Annotated in this window: 13 protein-coding genes and 1 pseudogene; 13 read left to right on the top strand and 1 reads right to left on the bottom strand. The window is 70.5% G+C overall.

Translation table 11 applies throughout. The annotated features are described in order from the left end of the window. Positions 1–29: 29 nt before the first annotated feature. The 4 genes from JD77_RS28085 (at position 30) to JD77_RS28065 (ending at position 8,833) form a co-directional block, all read left to right on the top strand. Complete coding sequence (locus JD77_RS28085; protein WP_145776890.1) at positions 30–527, top strand: hypothetical protein; 498 nt, start codon at positions 30–32, stop codon at positions 525–527. Positions 528–914: 387 nt separating this feature from the next. Then, positions 915–4,889, top strand: coding sequence for a type VII secretion protein EccCa (gene eccCa / locus JD77_RS28080; RefSeq protein WP_145776889.1), 3,975 nt, complete (start codon positions 915–917; stop codon positions 4,887–4,889). Then, positions 4,886–6,952, top strand: a complete 2,067-nt coding sequence (locus tag JD77_RS28075; protein WP_145776888.1) for a hypothetical protein — start codon at positions 4,886–4,888, stop codon at positions 6,950–6,952. Before eccCa ends, JD77_RS28075 begins: the two co-directional genes overlap by 4 nt. 489 nt (positions 6,953–7,441) lie before the next feature. Next, positions 7,442–8,833: a ferredoxin reductase domain-containing protein gene (locus JD77_RS28065; protein WP_211372710.1), complete on the top strand. Its 1,392-nt coding sequence runs from the start codon at positions 7,442–7,444 to the stop codon at positions 8,831–8,833. On the opposite strand, the pseudogene JD77_RS35735 reads toward JD77_RS28065, so the two are convergent. Then, positions 8,763–9,113: pseudogene (locus tag JD77_RS35735) on the bottom strand (zinc ribbon domain-containing protein); the annotation flags it as partial. The gene JD77_RS28065 and the pseudogene JD77_RS35735 overlap by 71 nt on opposite strands. 236 nt (positions 9,114–9,349) lie before the next feature. Between JD77_RS35735 and eccD the strand changes: the two are divergent. The 9 genes from eccD (at position 9,350) to JD77_RS35260 (ending at position 20,021) form a co-directional block, all read left to right on the top strand. Beyond that, a complete protein-coding gene (eccD, locus tag JD77_RS28055; RefSeq protein ID WP_145776886.1) occupies positions 9,350–10,747 on the top strand; it encodes a type VII secretion integral membrane protein EccD in 1,398 nt (465 codons plus the stop codon). Between the two features lies 1 nt (position 10,748). Beyond that, positions 10,749–12,080 (top strand): type VII secretion protein EccB, encoded by a 1,332-nt coding sequence (gene eccB / locus JD77_RS28050; RefSeq protein WP_145776885.1) that lies wholly within the window; start codon positions 10,749–10,751, stop codon positions 12,078–12,080. Between the two features lie 117 nt (positions 12,081–12,197). Beyond that, positions 12,198–12,512, top strand: coding sequence for a WXG100 family type VII secretion target (locus tag JD77_RS28045; protein ID WP_145776884.1), 315 nt, complete (start codon positions 12,198–12,200; stop codon positions 12,510–12,512). Positions 12,513–12,582: 70 nt separating this feature from the next. After that, on the top strand, positions 12,583–12,870 hold the full coding sequence (locus tag JD77_RS28040) for a WXG100 family type VII secretion target (protein WP_145776883.1): 288 nt from the start codon (positions 12,583–12,585) through the stop codon (positions 12,868–12,870). A gap of 289 nt (positions 12,871–13,159) precedes the next feature. After that, complete coding sequence (locus tag JD77_RS28035; protein WP_145776882.1) at positions 13,160–13,531, top strand: hypothetical protein; 372 nt, start codon at positions 13,160–13,162, stop codon at positions 13,529–13,531. 2 nt (positions 13,532–13,533) lie between these two features. Further along, positions 13,534–16,590: a hypothetical protein gene (locus tag JD77_RS34875; protein ID WP_145776881.1), complete on the top strand. Its 3,057-nt coding sequence runs from the start codon at positions 13,534–13,536 to the stop codon at positions 16,588–16,590. A 65-nt stretch (positions 16,591–16,655) separates the two neighbouring features. Then, positions 16,656–17,078 carry a YbaB/EbfC family nucleoid-associated protein gene (locus JD77_RS28025; protein WP_145776880.1) on the top strand — a complete coding sequence of 141 codons (423 nt, stop codon included), beginning with the start codon at positions 16,656–16,658 and terminating at the stop codon, positions 17,076–17,078. After that, positions 17,075–17,404, top strand: a complete 330-nt coding sequence (locus JD77_RS28020) for a hypothetical protein (RefSeq protein ID WP_145776879.1) — start codon at positions 17,075–17,077, stop codon at positions 17,402–17,404. Before JD77_RS28025 ends, JD77_RS28020 begins: the two co-directional genes overlap by 4 nt. Before the next feature lie 103 nt (positions 17,405–17,507). Then, entirely contained in the window at positions 17,508–20,021 is a 2,514-nt protein-coding gene (locus tag JD77_RS35260; protein ID WP_145776878.1) for a hypothetical protein, read from the top strand. Positions 20,022–20,028 lie beyond the last annotated feature (7 nt).

The raw sequence follows: 20,028 nt of genomic DNA, 5'->3' as shown, positions 1-20,028 counted from the left end.
ACGGAAGTAGGTGCTTGAGAATGCCGGCAGTGAGTATGAGCGGTGCGTGGCGGATCATGGTGGTGAGCAAGGAGTCCCTCTTCGCGCAGCGGATCGTGTTCTCCGGTGACGTACAGAAGATGTTCGTCGGAGAGTTGGGGGCATCGACGTCAGCGAGTGGGAGGCGTTGGACGCTGCGATTCGAACACGACCGCGGTGACGGCGTCTGGCGGCCGAACGTTTCGGTGGAAGCGGGCGAGATCGTCAGGCAGGGCAACCAGTTCCAGCGGTTGATAGCGACGAAAGACGTGTTCTGGCGGGGTGACCGCGGCCACGACGACCTGAAGCTGCTGCTCACCCGGCCGGCGTCTGCGGGCGCGCCGGCGGAAGGAGTGGGCGCGCCCTACGCTGTCGATGTCAACCTGCACGAACTGCCCGCATCGCTGGTGCTCCCATCGGTGGACAGTCCCGATGTGCAGCAGGAGAGACAGCGCGCGTACGGTGACCCGGGGTCGGCGGGAACTCCCCTGATAAGAGGGCCGTGGTGATCGCCTGACCCGGTTTCCCACCGCCGCGGGGCCGCGTGGGGCGTAGGTGTGATCCTGCGCCCTGCGCGGCTCCGCGTGGCCGGCTGAGCAAGGGGTTGTGCGCCCCCATGGCCTCGGTGCTCGGCGGCTCGGCGGCTCGGCGGCTCGGCAGAGTTCGTCCGTGCCGCCCGGCGCCTGCGCAAGATGGTCGGCGGGGCAATGCGCGGTACGGGCCGGTTCGCGTTCGTGGCGGTCACGCCCGCCATCGCTCCGCCCGCCTCGGGTGCGGCGGGTGCGGCTTGCTCGTGCGCCCGGCCGTCGCAGGGGGCGCCCAGCGGCGACCCCGGTGCGGAGAGTAATGATCCCGGTGCCGGTCAACTCTTTCCGGCTCGCAGCCGTGTAACGGATGTGAGCACTAGACCTTTCCGGCGGCCGGCCCGCCGCAACGGACCCGAGCTGCCGCACGGCGAGATCACCCTGCAGGAGCCGCCGGTGGTCCCGGAGGTCCAGCCCGCGGGATTCCGCTCGCTCGGGATGATCCTGCCGAGCCTGCTGATGACCGGCGGGTTCATGTTCATGATGATGAGCAGCTCGCTCAGAGGCCCGATGGGCATCGTGATGCTCGTCATGATGGGCGGCGGCATGCTGGCCATGGCGGTGTTCGGAATGACGATGCACTCCGGCCAGCGCCAGCAACAGCTCAACGGCGACCGGCGCGACTACTTCCGCTATCTGGCCCAGACCAGAGGGCAGGTCCGCAACTACGCGGCGGAACAGCGGGCCGCGCTGGCCTGGCGGCACCCCGACCCGCAGTCGCTGTGGTCGCTGGCGATGACCAGCCGGCTGTGGGAGCGCCGGCCGACGCATCCGGACTTCGGCGAGATCCGGGTCGGTACCGGCGCCCAGCGGCTCGCGGTGCGGATCAGCCCGCTGGAGACCAAGCCGGTGGAGGACCTGGAACCGGTGTGCGCGAAGGCGTTGCGCCGGTTCATCAAGGCGTACACGACGGTGCCCGACCAGCCCGTCGCGCTGTGCCTGCCCGGCTTCGCGCACGTGCGGATCAGTGGCGACCGGGACGTGGCGCGGGGCATGGTGCGCGCCATGCTCGCCCAGTTGGCCACCTTCCACGCCCCGGACGAGCTGCGGCTGGCCCTGTGCGTCGGCGCCGAGCAGGCGGAACAGTGGGAGTGGGCCAAGTGGCTGCCGCACGCCAAGCATGCCACCGACGTCGACGCCGCCGGGTCGGTGCGGCTGTTCGGCGCCACCCTGGAAGAGGTGGAGCGGCTGCTGGGTGCGGAGTTCGCGGGCCGTTCCCGGTACGAGGACGACGCCCAGCCCTCCCGCGAGGAACCGTTCGTCGTGGTGGTCTGCGACGGCGGCGTCATCCCGGCGGGCGCCCGGCTGACCGTCTCCGGGTACCGCAACGCCGTCCTCGTCGACTTCGACGGCCGCGGCCTCGCCGACGGGGACAACGTGCTCAACCTGGAGGTGTCCGCCACCGACGTGGACATGATCGAGAAGGACCACGTGGGCCGGGAGGTGCGCACCCGGCTCGCCGCGCCCGACCACCTGGACCTGACCCGGCTGCGGACGCTGGCCCGGATCATGGCCCGGCACGCCACCAAGGTCACCGGCGAGCAGCCGGCCAGCGGGCTCAGCGCCGTCCTCGACCTGCCGGACCTGCTGGACATCACCGATCTGGACACCTTCGACCCCCGCGAGCGGTGGGACGACCGCACGCCCGCCGACCGGCTGCGGGTACCCATCGGGGTGGCCGCCGACGGATCCCCCATCGAGCTGGACATCAAGGAGTCCGCCGAGGGCGGGATGGGCCCGCACGGCATGCTCATCGGCGCCACCGGGTCGGGCAAGAGCGAACTGCTGCGCACCCTGGTACTGGCCCTGGCGGCCACGCACTCCTCGGAGACCCTCAACTTCGTGCTGGTGGACTTCAAGGGTGGCGCCACCTTCGTCGGGCTGGACCGGCTGCCGCACGTCTCCGCGCTCATCACCAACCTGGCCGACGAGGCCGCGCTGGTCGACCGGATGCAGACCACGCTGCAAGGGGAACTGGTACGCCGGCAGGAGCTGCTGCGCCGGGCCGGCAACTTCACCTCCGTGCGCGACTACGAGAAGGCCCGGGCCCAGGGCGCCGAACTCGACCCGCTGCCCACCCTGTTCCTGGTGGTGGACGAGTTCAGCGAGCTGATCGCGACCAACCCCGACTTCATCCAACTGTTCGTGATGATCGGTCGGCTCGGCCGCTCGCTCGCGGTGCACCTGCTGCTGGCCTCGCAGCGGCTGGAGGACGGGCGCATCCACCAGCTCGAGGGCCACCTGTCGTACCGCATCGGGCTGCGCACCTTCTCCGCGATGGAGTCGCGGGCGGTCATCGGCGTACCCGACGCGTACGAGCTGCCGGGCGATCCGGGCAACGGATACCTGCGCTCCAGCGTCACCAGCATCACCCGGTTCAAGGCCGCGTACGTGTCCGGCCCGCACCGGGTACGCGGCCCCAGGCTGCACCGCGAGGTGATCGCCAGCCAGGTCGTCCCGTTCACCGCCCGGGCCGCCGCGCCCGCCGTCCCGGCGCCGCGCCCGCCGGTGGAGCAGGCACCGGACGAGTCGGCCGACACCGGCACCACCGTGCTGCACGCGCTGGTGGACCGGCTGGTCGACCAGGGGCCGCCGGCACACCAGGTGTGGATGGCGCCGCTGGAGGACGCGCCAACCCTGGACGACGTGCTGCCGCCGCTGCTGCCCGATCCCGAGCACGGGCTGCGTCCGATCGACGCCGGCCAGCAGGGGTACCTGCAGGTACCGGTCGGTCTCATCGACAAGCCGTTCGAGCAGATGCGCGACCTGCTCGTGGTGGACCTGGCCGGGGTCGGCGGGCACGTGGGCGTGGCCGGCGGGCCGCAGAGCGGCAAGAGCACCCTGCTGCGGTCGCTGGTGTGCGGGCTGGCCCTGACCCACTCGCCGCGGCAGGTGCAGTTCTACTGCCTCGACTTCGGCGGCGGTGCGCTGGCCGGACTGGCCGGCCTGCCGCACATCGGCGGCGTGGCCGGCCGGCACGAACCGGAGCGGGTGGGCCGCACGGTGGCCGAGGTCCGCTCGATCCTGGTCGAGCGGGAACGCCGCTGCGCGGGCCTGGGCATCCACGGCCGGGACGCCTACCGGCAGGCGCAGGCCGACGGTCGCATCCCGGAGGACCGGTTCGGCGACGTGTTCCTGGTCGTGGACGGGTGGTTCGCGCTGCGCCAGGAGTTCGAGCCGGTGGAGGAGATGGCCCGGGACATCGCCGCCCGCGGCCTGAACTACGGGGTCCACCTGATGATCTCCATGGGCCGCTGGTCGGAGCTGCACATGTCGATGCGGGACAAGATCGGGACCCGCCTCGAACTGCGCCTGGGCGACCCGGTGGAATCCGGGATCGACCTGCGCGCGGCAGCCCAGGTACCCCGCCGGCCGGGGCACGGGCTGACCGACGCGAAGCTGCACTTCCTGGGCGCGCTGCCGCGCATCGACGGCGTCCAGTCGGCCGAGGGGCTCGCCGCGGCCACCGAGCACCTGGTGTCCGCGGTGGCGGACAGCTGGCCCGGGGAACGGGCCGCCGCCGTACGCACCCTGCCGGTCTCGCTGCCGATGGCCGAGCTGCCGGCGCCGGAGGGCGCCCGCATCGCGCTCGGCGTGGACGAGGACCAGCTCGCGCCGGTGTGGCACGACTTCCGGGCGATGCCGCACCTGACCGTGCTGGGGGACACCGAGAGCGGCAAGACGAACCTGCTGCGCCTCGTGGCCCAGGCGATCGTCGCCAGCCACACCCCGGCCCAGGCGCGCATCATGGCCGTCGACTACCGGCGGCAGCTCTTCGACGACGTACCGGCCGCCTACCGGCTGGGCTATTCGGTCTCGCCGGACAGCACCCGGGACACGGTGGCCGAGGCGGTGGCCGGCGTCAAGCCGCGGGTACCCGGCCCCGACATCACCCCGGAGCAACTGCGTGCCCGCGACTGGTGGTCCGGCCCCGAGCTGTACGTCCTGGTCGACGACTACGAGCTGCTCGCCGGGCCCGACAATCCGCTGGCCGGCCTGACCCCGTTGCTGCCCCAGGGCGGCGACATCGGCCTGCACGTGGTCGTCGCGCGGACCGCGGCCGGGGCGATGCGGCTGTCGATGGACCCGCTGCTGCGGCGCATCCAGGAACTGAACACTCCGGACGTGGCGCTGTCCTGCCCGCCGACGGAGGGTCCGCTGCTGGGTAACACCAGGCCGCGGACGCTGCCCCCGGGCCGGGCGCTGCTGTGCACCCGGCGCGGCAGCCGGCTGATCCAGACGGCTCTGGCAGCCGACCCCGCGGTAACCACCGAGGCCAGCCAATGACCCGCACCGCCACCCGCCCCCGTCGTACGCCCACCCCACGGGCCCGCGCCGCCGAGCCGGCCGCGGCGCCCGAGCCGGCGGTGGCGCGCGAGCCGGCGGTGGCGCCCGAGCCGGCGGTGGCGGCCGCCGCGGAACTGGCGCGGCGGCTGCGGGCCGCGGCCTGCCTGCCCGGGCCGTCCGCAACGCCGACCGCCTGGCCGTGCGACGTGGGACTGCTGGACTGGCTGCGCCGGATGACCTATCCCGGCCTGTACACGTGGGCGGTCGAGGAGAACCTGGCGCGCCGCTGGATCGGTGGCGACATCTTCGGCTCCCGTCGGCTGCCGCCGGCGCCGGAGTTCCTCGCCGGCACCGATGTCCGCCGTCTCGCCCCGCATCTGGTCGCGCCGCTGTTGCGGCGGCTGAGTATGACGGGTCCGGCCCCCCGCGCCGCCGACCTGACACCCGCGGCCCTGGCCGCCGACGCGGGCCGGGTCAGCACGTTCCGGCGCGACGGCGCCGCCCGGCTCTGGGGCCAACCGGAGCACACGCCGCCCCTGCCCGACACCACCGCCATCCCGCACATCGTGCACGGCATCTGGCTCGGCCGGCCGCTGCCCGAGTCGAACGGCTTCTGGGCCAACTACGGCGCGGCGGCCGACAGCTACGCCGGCCAGGTCGACTTCGTGCTGTGGACGGACATCCCGCGGGCCCGCTTCGACGAGGCCCGCGCCACCCCGCCCGCGCCGGCCGGCCGGCCCGATCCGCTGGCCCCGATACGCGCCCTGCTGGCCTGGGCCGGCACCCACGGCATCCACCTGGTGAGCGTGGCCGAACTGTTCCACGCGAACGCGCCGATGACCCTGCACACCCCGTACGCCCTGGAGCTGAACCGGGGTCTGCCGCAGGGTTTCGCCGCGGCCAGCGACCACCTGCGGGTCGAGGTGGTGCACCGGTTAGGCGGCCTGTACGCCGACGGTGACCTGCACTTCCTTTCGGACACCGTGCTTCCGCCGGACGAGCGGGCCGCCGGCCGGGCGGACCAGCGTGCCGAGGGGCCGGCGGGCGGGGGGTACCGGCTGTTCCGCGGCCGGTGGCACGGGCAGCCGGAGGCCGACGGGCCGGCCCGGTTGCCGGAACTGTTCGACCGGGTCGCCGCGTCGACGTACGGGTTCACGCTGCACGCGCTCACCGACGAGATCGTCCTCAACGACGTGATCCTGGCCCCGGCGGGGCATCCCGCGCTGGCATTGTGGCTGGAGGGCGCGCGGTACAACTACCTACGCGACCCGCGCGACCTGTACGCCACCGGCGCCCCCCAGCCGGCCGGGTCGGACCCGCCGCTCGCGTCGGATTCGCCGCTCGCGTCGGATTCGCAAGCCGGGTCCGGTCCGCAGGCCGAGGAGGCGGCGGGGTGGCGGGGGGAGCCGGCCTCCTGGACGTGGGCGGTCACCGCGATGCGTACCGGGCGGGTGCACCACTGGCTGCTGGCCCAGTTGGGCATCGGCGCGGCCGAGCTGGTCAAGCCGGCGCCGGCGGTACGCGGGCACAGCGAGCTGAGCTGGCTGCCGCCGGTCGACGGCCAGCCGCCGGTCGCCTGCCCCGACCCGGACCCGCTGCCGACTCTGGTCGCCTGCGTGGACCTGCTGCGCTGGCAGCACCTGTCGCGCTCCGGGGACCTGTGCCTCACCGCGGTCGCTCCGCTGGTCCGCGGTCTGCCCGAGCCGGACACCGCGTGGACCGCGCTGCTGCTCGCCTTCGGGTACCTGTCCGTCGACCTCGGCCCGGTCACGTCGGTCACCGATCGGCGACGCAACCAGGACCAAACCCTCGACGTGGTGGTACTGCCGCCCGAGGCGGAGGCGCTGCTGGACCGTGCCGCGACACCGGCCACCTGGTTCGGTTCCGGCGCCCACTCCGGCGATGCTGACGGAGCCGGAGAGCCGGCCGCCGGCCGGGAGTACTGGTTCCTGGGCGAGCGCACGGTCCCGGCCCGGCTGCTGCCGCCGCGATCCGACCCACCCGACGGACGCGGCGGGCGCGACCACATCACGGACCTTCCGGCGACAGCCGCCGGATGCTGACGAGAGTCATCATGGCCACCCCAACGGAGGGATCGTGGCCGGCGAGTTCGGCCTGTCGGCCGATGAGGTGACCATCACCGGCATGGTCATGGCGTTCACCCAGGCCCAGACCGAGGCCGCCGACAGCGCCTGGTAGAAGCAGGTCAACGCGCGGGTGCCGCGCCGTGTCCCCTTGGCTCGACGTCCGCGCCAAACAGCCGGCCGAGGTACCGCAGGAGTTCCCTCGGGACGTCGACCATGGCATGGTATGCGATCACGTGGGTCCTCACCGTGTGGTGATCCGGTGGCGAGAACTAACTACCGAGGGCCTCACGTCCACTTCCAGCGCTGTCCGGCCTGAGTGCCTTCATCCGTGTCGCACCAATCAACCCATTCGCGTAGCTGAGATCGGCTCAGTTGTAGTTGATCTAGCCCGGCCAACCTCCAAGATCCCCAGGTTGGCCTAATGCCTACCCCAAGGAGGCCGTCATTTTCCGGGTCGTCGAAGCCATGCGCAAAGTCAGCAGCCGCATCACCATTTTTGGGCGGCCCCTAACCGGGCCGCCCCGCTCGCTGACCCGATTATTGGAGGTGGAGCTACCGCCGCCCGTACCGCCGATCCGACGGATTCTCAAGGATCCCCGCGTCATGCCCTACCACCGCCTGATCGTGCTGGTCGTGGTGGCCAACCTGGCGGTGGGCTGGCACGCCGTGGCATCGGGCAGCTGGTGGGCCGGTCAGGCCACGGCCCTGACATCGATGGAGATTGTTGCTCTGGTGAACGTGACGCTGGCCGTCGTCGTCCGCCAGCAGTGGATCGTCAATGCGTTGTTCTGGCTGGCCACCCGCGCACCCACGACCTGGCCGTTGCCGGTCCGCTGGGCGCTGGCAAAGATCTATCACTTTGGCGGACTGCACGTCGGCCTGGCCGCGTCAGGAACGACGTGGTATCTGGTCTTTGTCGTATCGCTGATGTACGACCACCTGCACCATCGGGGGCACGTATCGGTCCCCAATCTCGTCGTTTCCGGCGCGCTGGTGACGCTCTTCGTGGTCATGAGCATCCTGGCCCTGCCACCATTGCGAGCCAGGGCGCACGACACGTTCGAGATAACGCACCGGTTCTGTGGTTGGGCTGCGCTGGCGCTCGCCTGGATCAACACCGTGCTGTTCGTCACCACCCGGCACGGCGGCGCGTTCGCACTGCTGACCACACCGGCCGTATGGCTACTCACGGTGGCCACCGTGTCCGTCGCGATGCCCTGGCTGCTACTGCGCAAGGTCCGCGTCGATACCGAGCATCCATCCGCCCACGTGGCGGTGGTCAACCTCGACGGCCCGAACCAGCCGCTCATCGGATCGACCCAGATGGTCAGTCGGCGACCACTGCTGGAATGGCATTCATTCGCAAATATCTCTGCGCCTGAAGAGGCTCCCGGCAGCCACCGCATGGTTGTCTCCAGAGCCGGCGACTGGACCGCGGAATTCATCGACAATCCGCCAACGCATCTGTGGGTACGGGGGACGCCGACCGCGGGCATGGCCAATGTCGCGCGGCTCTTCCAGAAGGTGCTCTTTGTTGCCACCGGCAGCGGAATCGGCCCCGTGCTCGCCCACCTCATGGCCAATGAGGTGTCGTCCCATCTGGTCTGGGTGACACGCAATCCGCGTAAGACGTACGGCGCGCTGGTCGACGAGGTGCTGGCGGCGCAACCCGACGCGATCATCTGGGACACCGACGCGTACGGCAAACCCGACATGCTCCGGCTGGCGTACGGGGCGTACGACACCTTCGGCGCGGAAGCGGTCGTCTGCGTCGCGAACAAGAAGGTCACCTGGCAGGTGGTGCACGGCCTGGAGCTGGTCGGCATCCCGGCATACGGTCCGATCTGGGACGCTTGACATCATCTCCGCCCTGAAGGACGGAGATTCCCTCCACGCTGCGGGTGGAACACGCGGCGTCCGGGTGGGTTACCGCTTCGCCGCGCGGTGCCGGGACAAGTCCCGGTCTTACCTGCGCTCCACGGTCGTTTGGCCTGTCCGCCTGCCCGGCGGCCAGGATGTTGATGGCGGCGTCGACGTCCCGGTCGTGGGTGCTGCCGCACCGGCAGTCCCACGCTCGGACGTTCAGGGCCATCTTGTCGTTGATGCGGCCACGCTGCGAGCACATCCGCGTGGAGGGGAAGAGAGGGCTTGTTGCAGCCGCGTGAGCTTGCGCGCGGCGCGGGAACTTCGGCGCTTACGCGACGGCTGACCCGCCGTGCCGTGCCGGAGGCCACCGGGCCGCCGACGTCGACCGACCCCGCACCCCGACCCGATCGGATCTTGGCGGACACGGCCTACCGCTCGCGCGGCAACACCGACTGGCGATTAACAAAAACTCGTGAACCCCGGTGATAGCGCAGGCGTGTTCGGGATATGAGCGCCGAGCGCGGAGAACTCTGCCGGCTGCTGGTCGTCGGACCGACCAGTCAGGTCGACGTGAGCCTGCCCACCCACATCCCGTTGGCCGACATGATGCCGGCCCTGCTGAGCGCGTTGGGACCGGACCTCGCCGATCGCGGGCTGGAGCACAGCGGCTGGATCGTCCAGCGGCTGGGCGGGCCGGCCCTCGACGAGTCGAGCACCGTCGGTGACCTCGACCTGGTCGACGGCGAGGTTGTGCACGTACGCCCGCGTACCGACCAGATTCCGCCGCTGGCCTACGACGACCTTGTCGATGGCGTCTCGGCCGGCCTCCGCAAGCGGTCCGGGCTGTGGCGCCCGCAGACCACGCGGGTCACCGCCCTGCTGCTGTTCGCCGCCTGGCTGGCCGCCTGGCTGGCCGCCGCGCGGATGTGGCCGGGCGCGCCCCGGGGCCCGGTGCTGCTCGCGGTGATGGCGGCGATGTGCTTCGTCGCGGGCTTCGCGGTGGTGCGCAAGCTGGCCGACCGGGCGACGGCCGGCATCCTGGGCGCCGCCTGCGTGGCCGGGACGGTGCTCGCCGCGCTGGGCGCGGTCGCGCCGCACTCGCCACTGGCCGATGCCTCCGTACCCCGGCTGATCTTCGTGGGTGCCAGCGCCGGCACCGTCGCCGCGTTGCTGGTGGCCGCGTTCGTCTTCCCGCGCACCGGCTGGCGGCAGATCACCGTCGGCCTGCTGGCGGCGTGGCTGCTGATCGTCGCCGCGCTCCTGCTGCGCACCAGGGCCACGTTGGACTGGACCACGATCGCCGCGATCATGCTCGTCGCCACCACGGCGCTGCGCCCGGCGGTACCGGCGGCCGCCTTCAAGCTCGCCGGGCTCGCCCTGCCGGAGACGCCCGCCGAACCAGCGGACCTGCAGGAGAACATCGACCCGGAACCGGCCGCCGAGGTGCTCACCCGGGCCGCCGCCGCGGACCAGTTCATGACCGCCCTGTACGCGGCACTCGGGCTGGTCTCCGGGGCGGCGATGGTGTGGCTGGCGGCGGCGCCCGGCTGGGCCGCGCCGCTGGCCGCCTGGCTGGCCGCCGCCGCCCAGATCCTGGTCACCCGTCCGATGACGAGCACCTGGCACCGGTTGGCGCTGGCCGGCCCGGCGCTGGCCGCCGTGGCGACCTGGTGCCTGACGGCGATCACGGATCGGGGTCAGCTCGCCGCCGAACTGGCCATCGGCTGCTGCCTGATCATGGTGGCGGCGTGCGGGCTGGCCGCGCGGATCCCGGTCGGCCGGCGGTTCAACCCGATCTGGGGCCGGCTGGGCGACCTGGCGCATACCGCGGCGGTGGCCGCCCTGGCGCCGACCGTCGTGGTCATCACCGGCCTGATCGACGTGATCCGGGCGCGGGTGGGTTGACATGTCGTCGCGTCGTGACCAGGTGGACGCCCAGCGGTACATGATGACCCGGGTGACCGGTGCGCTGGTGCGGGCCGAGCCGGAGACCAGCGAGTCACCGACCCGCCGGGACCGCACCGGCACCTTCGCGGGCCTCGTGCTCGGGATCCTGCTGCTGGGCGGGGTCGCGATCTGGGCGCTGATGCCGGGATCGGGCTCGACCAGTTGGCAGCAGCCGCGGATGCTGGTGGTGGACTCCTCGACCGGGGCGCGGTACGTGCTGGTCAACGGCCAGTTGCGCCCCGTCAATGACGTGGCGACGGCCACGCTGCTGGCCGGCGGTCGACTCACCCCGGTCACCGTGTCCTCGTCCAAGCTCGCCAAGCTGCCGCGGGGCGCGGCGGTGGGCACCCCGGCCGGGCCGCAGGTCCTACCCGCCGCCAACCGGGTCAACCGGGGCGTGTGGCGTGCCTGCAGCCGGGGTGCCGGCCGGGTCGTCCTGGACGTCGACGTGCCGGCGGCCCCCGAGCCGCTCGGCGACGGGCAGGCGCTGCCGGTCACGGCGGGCGGGAAGACCTACCTGCTGTGGGGTGGGCGGCGGCTGCTCCTTCCCCAGCCCTGGATGGCCGACGTGCTGGGTCTGGGGATGCTCGTCCCGGTGCCGGTGGCGACCACCTGGCTGGAGTTGATCCCGTCGGGAGGTACGGTCGGCCCGCCGACGTTGGCCGGGGCCGGCGGCGCCGGGCCGAGGGTGGCCGGCCGGCCGACGTCGATCGGTCAACTGTTCGCCGTGGACATGGGCAACGGCAAGGTCGGCCATTACCTGATGACCACCGGCGGGCTGGCCCCGCTGACCGAGACCGAGTACCTGTTGCGGCGGGCCACGCCGGGCGCTGCGACGGAGACCGCCATCACCGCGGCCGATCTGGTCGCCGCCGGCCAGCGCAGCCCGGTGCGCCCACTGACCACGATGCCGGCCAGCCCGCCCAAACCGCCATCCCTGTCGGAGGGTGCCGTTGCCTGTGTGGAGTTCGCGGGACAGGCCGATGAGAAACCCGCGGTCGTCCTGGCCACCGCGACCGGCATGCCGGCGGGCGGCAGCGGCGGAAAGTCCGCCGTGACGGTGCGGGTGACGCCGGGCGGGGGAGCGCTGCTGATGCCCCGGGCGAGCGCGGACACCGATCCGTGGCGGCAGCAGGGCCTGCTCGTCAACGACGGGGGGATCGCCTACCCGATCATGGGCGGCGATGTCGCCACCCTGGGCTATTCCCTCAACCAGGCGGTGGTCATGCCCACCGCGCTGGTCGCCATGCTGCCCGCCGGGCCGGCACTGGTCCGGCCGGAAGGGGGGTGAGGCCGCCGAGTACCCGATCGATCCACGCCGCGGCCCGGCTCACCGGCCGGACGCGGCAGGCGCAACCACATCACACGCCTTCCGGCGACGCGCGCCGGATGACAAACAAGGAGAGTCATGCCAACCAACATGGGAATTGTCGCCGATCAGGCGACCATCAGCGGCATGGTCGTCGCGTTCGCCCAGGCACAGAACGAGGCCCATGACAGCTACCGCAACGTCACGGCCGCACAGAGCAACCTCGCCTCCCAGTGGCGGAGCGACGCGGCCTCGGTGCGGTTCCAGGAGGCCGTCAACCAGTGGCTGGCCGGCTTCCAGAAGGTCCAGCAGGGCCTGAACATGCTCAACGAGAACATGCAGCAGTACTCGCAACTGACCACCACGACCGAAGACGACAACGCCATGCGGTCGGGCGGCTGGGCCTCAGCCTGACCGCCGAACGTCCCACCCGTAAAACCCGGGCCGACAAAACCCGGACCGACAAACGTCAAGGAGGCCAAGGATGGCCAACTATGCCATCAATCCCGCCGGGGCACACACCGTCGCCGAGGAACTGCGCAGGGAAACCAGCGACCTCGATCGGTCGCTGGAAAATCTCCAGCAGCATGTGAACCGGTTCACCGCCGCCAACAACGGCCAGGCGCCGGAAACCTACGCGCAGGCTCAGGCGCTGTGGAGCCAGGGCCAGCAGGAAATGCGGCAGGCCCTGACGGTGGGGCAGGCGCGCCTTCTGGAGATCGTCCAGAACTACGTTATGGGCGACAACAAGGGCGCGGCCATCTTCAGTTAGGAGGCCGCTGGGCGTCGGTGTCCTGAGCCAGTGCATCTGATGCCTGTCCAGCGCAACTGACGCGACGGATCACCTACCTGATGCAAGGACCCAGCCGAACCGACGCCACACGAGGTCGGGACGGCGATCCTGCCGAGCCGATTCTGGGTCAGATGCACTGGTCCGCCGCACCACCGGGTGGACCAGTGCATCTGACCCACCGCTGTCCATGGACTCGTCCAGACCTCGGATGCGCCAGGTCGGCACAGCCGAGTCCCCGCTGCACCGACTCCGTCGAGAGGGAAACACGATGAAGAACATCGTCATCAACGAGAACTACCTGCGGAAGTTGCAGGGCGTCTACACCAAGCAGATCGATGAGATCGACCTGATGTACGGCAAGGACTACCCGTACGGCTCCCTGCCGGATTCGACGGTCGACTTCACGAAGCCGTTCAAGCTGCATCTCGGCGGGAAGGGCTTCACCGAGGCGGAGGCCCTGACGGAGAGGATCGACGGCGTTCGGGCGGGCCTCGCCGCGCGCTTCAAGGGCGCGCGGGGCGAAATCAACATCCTGGAGCACGGCATCAAGTTCCTGCTGGCCGACTCCGATGCCGTCGAAGATGCGAGCACGTTGAGCGCCGAGCAGTTCGAGTACTTCATGCCCACTTCCGGGAGTTAGTGATGACGAACACCGCGACGTTCGAGGATGCCCTGGCGAGCATTTTGGGGCTGGTGCTCGGCGGCGGAGACGACGGGGACGGGGGTTCCATCAACAATGACTACCGGCCGAAGACCATCCAGGGTCCCGGGTACTGGCTGATCACCCAGATCAGCTCGCACAAGGAACTCGGCGGTTACATGCCCGATTACGACAAGGACGCGGTCACCTTCTACAGGTGGAGACAGGACGGGGCGATAAAGCACGTCACCCGGCTGACGGTGTGGGTGGGCGTGACCAACAACAAAAATGCTCAGGGCCAGACGCGCAACACCACCGACCCGACGAAGGTGATCAACGGCGGGGACAACCAGGTCGTCGCTCTCGGCAATGCGTGGGAACGCATGGCCTACGACCTGCCCAAGGTGGCCGGACCGGGTAAGGCGTTCGACCCGAACTCGATCGGGTCGGTTCGCGAGATCCTGGGCAACCTGACGACCCACGCGATGGGGATCTCGGGTTCGCTGACCGACCAGATCAAGTCGGTGAACGTCAAGAACCCCGACTTCAAAGGCTCCGCCGAAATGGCCTGGATCCGTCGGGTGCAGAACGCGAACAAGTACCTCGTCGACGTCAATCCCCAGTTCAAAATCTGGGACACGGCGCTGTCCCAGGTCGAGCAGGCTATGAAGGACTTCATCGTAGCGGTGGAGGACACCTTCGACAGGTGGACCCAGATCCACCCGGGCGGTGTCTGGCAGCATCCGTACCGGGTCATCGCCAGGATGTTCAACGAGAGCACTCTCCAGTATGGCGACCTGCACGATGGCCAGTCGAACGCCTGGGACCTGGGCCAGCAGTACGCCAACACCAAGGAGAGAACGACCGCAGAATCCCAAAAAATGGGAAAACCAAAGGACATGACCGTCCTGTGGACGCCGCCGGAGTGGGTGGAATATCACCCGTTCGATGCCTTCAGCGTCGAGCAGTGGAACGGGCTGGACCGGCATCTGCGCCAGATGTGGGCCAAAAACGCCATCGAGACCTTCAAGCCGGCGTTGGTTGCGGCGGATAAGCTGAAGTCGGTGTTCGTCGATGCACGCAATCCGATAAGCATCACCGACCCGAAGCCGCCGGCACCTTTCCCGATGCCCAACGACGTTGGGGGGATGCCCAATGGCGGATTCGCCAACGATCCGTTCGGGAACATGGGCAACCCCTTCGCCAACTGGGGCGATCCCTTTGCCAACATGGGTAACCCCTTCGCGAACATGGGTAACCCGTTCGCGAACATGGGTAACCCGTTCGCGAACATGGGCAACCCGTTCGCCAACGTCGGCGGCATGGGTAATCCCTTCCCCAACGGCGGCGGGTTTGGCGCTGCGGTTGGCGGCGGCGCGGGTAATCCGTTCACCAATAGCGGCGGGTTGGGCTCCTTCGCCGCTGGTGGCGCGGGCAATCCGTTCCCCAATGAGCTGAAGAGCGGCATGACGGTGCAGGCCCCGTTCGCCAATGACGGCTTGGGCAACCCGTCTGGCGGCGGCGGCGGGGTCAATCTCGATCCCAGAAGCCTGATAACCAAGTCGGTCAAGCCGGATGCCGGCGGGGGCGCGGGTAATCCGTTCGTCAATGGCGACGGCTTCGGCACCTCCTTTGGTGGCGGTGGCGGTGGCGGCGGTGGCGGTGGTGCGGGTAATCCGTTCGTCAATGGCGACGGCCTCGGCACTTCCTTTGCTGGCCTCGGTGGCGGTGGCGGTGGCGGCGGCGGTGGTGGTGCGGGTAATCCGTTCGTCAATGGCGACGGCTTCGGCACCTCCTTTGGTGGCGGTGCGGGTGGCGGTGGCGGTGGCGGTGCGAGCAACCCGTTCACCGGCGGCCCGGGCAGCCTCTTCCCGTCCAACGGTGCACAGGCGAACAACAAGCTGCCCGGGCCGCAGTCGTTGGGTGATCTGACGCCGGCGCAGTTGAAGCAGCTGGATTCGGCCGGGCTGCTGAACAACGTGCCGCTCACTCCTGAGCAGGCCGCCTTCCTGAAAAAGAAGGGCATGGCGGCGCCGAACGGCGCGACGAGGCTCGGTCAGCTCAATCCGGATCAGCTTGACGCGCTCCAAAAGGGCGGGCTGCTGGACCGGACCCCGATCACCGACGGCCAGCGGGCGCACCTCGGGCTGCCCGAGCCGCACTCGTTGGGTGATCTGACGCCGGCGCAGTTGAAGCAGCTGGATTCGGCCGGGCTACTGAACAAGGTACCGCTCACTCCTGAGCAGGCCGCCTTCCTGCGGGAGCACGGTCTGGCGGCGCCGAACGGTGCGAAGACGCTCGGTCAGCTCAATCCGGATCAGCTTGGCGCGTTGCAGAAGGGCGGGCTGCTGGACCGGATCCCGATCAACGACGCCCAGCGGTCGAACCTGGGGCTGCCCGAGCCGTCGAGGCAGTCCGGCGGGGGCGGAGGCGGGGTCGGGTCCGTACCGGGCCTGAAGGACCCGGGCAACTTGCCGTGGCCTGACACGGGGCCCACGCCGCCGGTGGACAAGAATCAGTTCCCGACGACGGTCGACGGTAAGAACGTGTCGCCCAAGCCGGGCATGAGCGGGAACCTCACCCCCCCGCCGCTCGGCGACGTCACGAAACCCGGCTCGGCCGCCTTCCCGAAAATGCCCGGGGTGCAGGTCGGTACCGGGGGCCTGTCGTCGGTGCCCGGCATACCCGGCTCGCCCGGGGCGCTGAATCACGACAAGTTGGGGGTGCCTCTCGGGGGGCCGGGCCCGACACCGGGTGCCGGCATGGCCACGGGCGCGGGTGCCGGCGTACCTGCCCCGCAGCCTGGCTCGGGCGGCATGCCGTTCATGCCCCCTATGATGCCGGGCATGCCCGGTGGGGGGCAGCCCGGGAAGGACCGCGATCGTCAGCGCAGCACCTGGTTGAAGGAGGACGAGAAGGTCTGGGGTACCGACCCCGACTGTGCGCCCGCGGTGATCGGCCGGCGCGGTCGTGGTGCGCGGGTCGAGGACGACGAGTTCGACACGCCTGACGAGCGTCCCGGCGTCCAGGATGAGCGCCGCCGGTATCGGGGCCGTTAACATTGTTTCGCCGAAGTGAACCCGCCGCTGCGGCCCAACCGTGAGTTGGTAGAGGAGGTAACGCGATGAGCATGTTGGGCGACGAGGAACTGTTGGTCGAGATGCGTGCGGCCCTGGACGAGGTCGAGGCCGCGGCGGACCGGGTACGCCGGCGTGTGGCCCGGTCGAAGACCACTGTGGAGGACAAGAAGAAGCTGCTGTCGGTGACCGTGGGTGGGCAGGGCGAGCTGACCCGGATCACCTTCAACGGGGACGCCTACCGGCAACTCGCGCCGGCGGAGCTGGCCGACCTGATCGTGACGACGGCGCGTACCGCTCGTGAGGGCGCCCAGCGGAAGACGATGGCGGGTACCGCCGAGTTGCTGGCTGACCATGCCGGGCTCGGCGACATCGCGCGGTCGGCCACGAGCATGGAGGAACTTTTCGAGGGTGTAACCGGCCTGGCTTCCAACAAGGCTGACCGGCAGAAGGGACGGGCGGCGTCATGAGTGAAAAAGCGATCAGCTTCAACGGGGATGCCCTGGCCCAGCGGGTGCCGTTGCTGGGGGAGTTCAAGGAGGAGCTGATTGGGACGATAGACCCGCTGATGAGCGTCGCCGAATGCCGGTGGGCGGGGGAGGACGAGCAGAGCCAGGCGGTTCGCGCGATTGTGATGAATCTCCTCGGGAACCAGGTGCTCGGGATCCTCGGTCTGCTGGCTAACGCGTCCGGGTTCCAGGGCGAGAAGCTGGGCCTCTATCACCGTAACGGGGTTTACACGGAGGACGGCAGTAATGACATGGTTCCGGACATGAGCGGCGGTCATCGCGGCTGATCCGCACTGCAACGAAGTGGTCGGAGGCTGGGGCGGCGGTCAGCGCGGCTGACTGATCCGCACTCGGTGCCCCTGATTCGGGGCAGGGAGGGGAGCGTGCGCGATGGCCGCCGCCGGTCCGACCCTTGAGCTCAACGAGAGCTGGTTGCAGGCTTTGGAAGCGTTCACCGGGATGAGGGTGTCCCGGGCGAAGCTGCCGTTGTTGCGGGATGACATCGGCACGCTGGGAACGCTGGAGCATCGGGTGCGTACGGTGCTGGGTCCGTTGCTGGAGCAGACGATCAGGGCGGTCCGGCAGGCGGGGGAGGGTGAGGCCTTCGACCGGTTCGTGGCGCAGACCGCTCCGTTTGTGAGGAAGATGGCCGAGACGGCCGACCTGATGCTCGCCGTGGTCGAGGCGGAGAAGAAGTTCTTCGTGGAGACGGAGGTCGGCAAGCGTACGGCGTTGGCCATGTTCAACTTCATGATTGCCGAGTTCGCTGTCGCCGCGGCGATGTGGTTCTGGAATCCGGTGGGGGCGGCGGCGCACATCGCCCAGACGCGGACGATCATTCAGGCGATTCTGCGTTCGGCGTTGGTGCGGTCGGCGGCGAGTGGCACGGCGATGCAGATGTTGTTCATGCCGGGTTCTGCGTTGCTGGCCGAGGTGTCGATGATGACCGATGGTCTGCAGCCGGGGGTGAACTGGTCGACGGTCGGTAAGCAGGCGGCGTTCGCGGGGGCGGTGGCGTTCCTCGGCACGGTGGGCGGGCCGGCGTTGGGCAGGGTCGCTGGCGTTGTCGCGGGCGCGGTCGGCAAGCTCGCCGTGTCGGATGCCACCAAGCATCTGCTGACCGATGTGCTGTCGCGGCCGGTGACGGAGACCCTCGGGGAGGGGCTGTTCGGTATCGGTGCCAGCTTGATGGTCGATGGGTACTGGGACCCCGGTAATCTCGGTGCGGATCTTCTGTCCGGGGCGATTTCGGGGGCAGGCGGGGCGGCCGCGAGCGGGCTCGGGCTGGTCTTGAGTCGCGCCGTGATGCAGCCCCGGGTGCAGGTGCCTCACCTCGCGTTCACGCCGGACGGTAAGCCGGTCCTGCCGGTGGGGCCGACACCGGTTGGTGGGGACACGTCCACCGGGTACCAGGCTGGGGTCGACGATCCGAAGCCTGCGGGTGCCGGCGCGCAGGCCCCGCCGCCCCCGCCCGTGCCGCTGCTGCCGGCTTCGAACCTGCCCGCGCCGGCGCTGGACCTGCCCGCGCCGAAGCTGGATCTGTCGGTGCCGTCGTGGTCGGTGTCGAACCTGTCGATGCCGGCTGCGCCGGTGCCGGCGTGGGTCGCGGCAGCGGGTGGGCCGGTGGTGGAGCAGTGGCATGGGTTCCAGCAGGATCTGGCGGACCGCTACGGTGGGTTGTTGGCCGGGACGGGGCAGGCGCGGCGGTTCCTGGCCGGGCTGCCCGTGCCGGTCGAGCGGGTGTTCACCGAGTGGGCCGACGCCCGGCAGGGTGATCCGGCCGTGCCCGTTTTCCTGTCTCAGGTCGGTCTGCCCGCCACCGCCCTGACCGATCAGTTCCTGTTCGGTGTCCGGGACCGGGCGGTCGCCCAGGTCACCGAAACCCTCGCGGGGTCGATTCCGGCGGGCGGGCAGATCCCGGCGGCGGTACGTCCGGAGCAGGTTGTCGCCGCGCTGCCGGGGGAGTTCGACCGGCAGGCGTTGCGTTCGATCGCGCACCTGGCCGTCGGGCATCACCTCAATCAGTACTTCACCACGGGCGCACCGGCGACCGCGCCCCTGCCAGGCGGCGTCGTCCCGCCCGGCGGCGTCGTCCCGCCGGGGGCGCTGGCGTGCCGGGGGTCCCGGGGCGCCGCCGCCGTCGGAGGTCGTGCGCGCCGCGGTCGAGCGGGACGTGCGGGCCCACGTGGACCGGAGCCTCGACGCGATCCTCGGCGCCACCCCACTACCCGCCACCCCACTACCCGCCACCCCACTACCCGCCGCACCACTGGCCGTGCCGCCCGCCGTGCCGTCGGCTGCGGTGGTCAGGCTCGACGCCGCGCAGGTCAACGCCGTGGCGGACGTGGTCCGGCAGGCGGTCACCGACCTGCCCGCCCGGGTCACGGCCGCGGCCATTCCCGACACCACCGCACCGCACACCACCCCATCCGGCACGGACACCCCGGCACACCGGCCTACCGACGCGCCGCCGGCGCCGGTGACTCCCGAGCAGCACACCGCAGCAGCGACCAGCCAGGCAGAAACCCAGTTCACCGCCCTGGCCCGCAAGTACGGCGTCGAACCGGCCAGCCACGACACCCTCGCCGGATCCTTCCAACGGGACTGGGTCGACGGATACCACCAGGTACTCGCCCAGGCCACCGGCAACGCCACGCCCGCCACCCCCAGCACGCCGGGCACGTCCGGGGTGCCGGCCACGCCCAGCGCGCCGGGTGCGCCGGGCACGTCCGTGGTGCCGGCCACACCCAGCGCGCCGGGTGCGCCGGGCGCTCCGGGCACGGCTGGGACGCCGGGCACGCCGGATGCGGCCGGTGCCCGTACTACGGTGCCGGGTGGTGTTGCCCCCCGCACCGACGGCACGCCGAACCACGACCACACCAGCGACACCTTTACGGTCAGTGACCTTTCC

The sequence above is a fragment of the Micromonospora olivasterospora genome (assembly GCF_007830265.1).
GTDB classification, from domain to species: domain Bacteria; phylum Actinomycetota; class Actinomycetes; order Mycobacteriales; family Micromonosporaceae; genus Micromonospora; species Micromonospora olivasterospora.
Note: the sequence above shows the minus strand (reverse complement) of the source record. Positions and strands in the feature narration are given on the sequence as shown.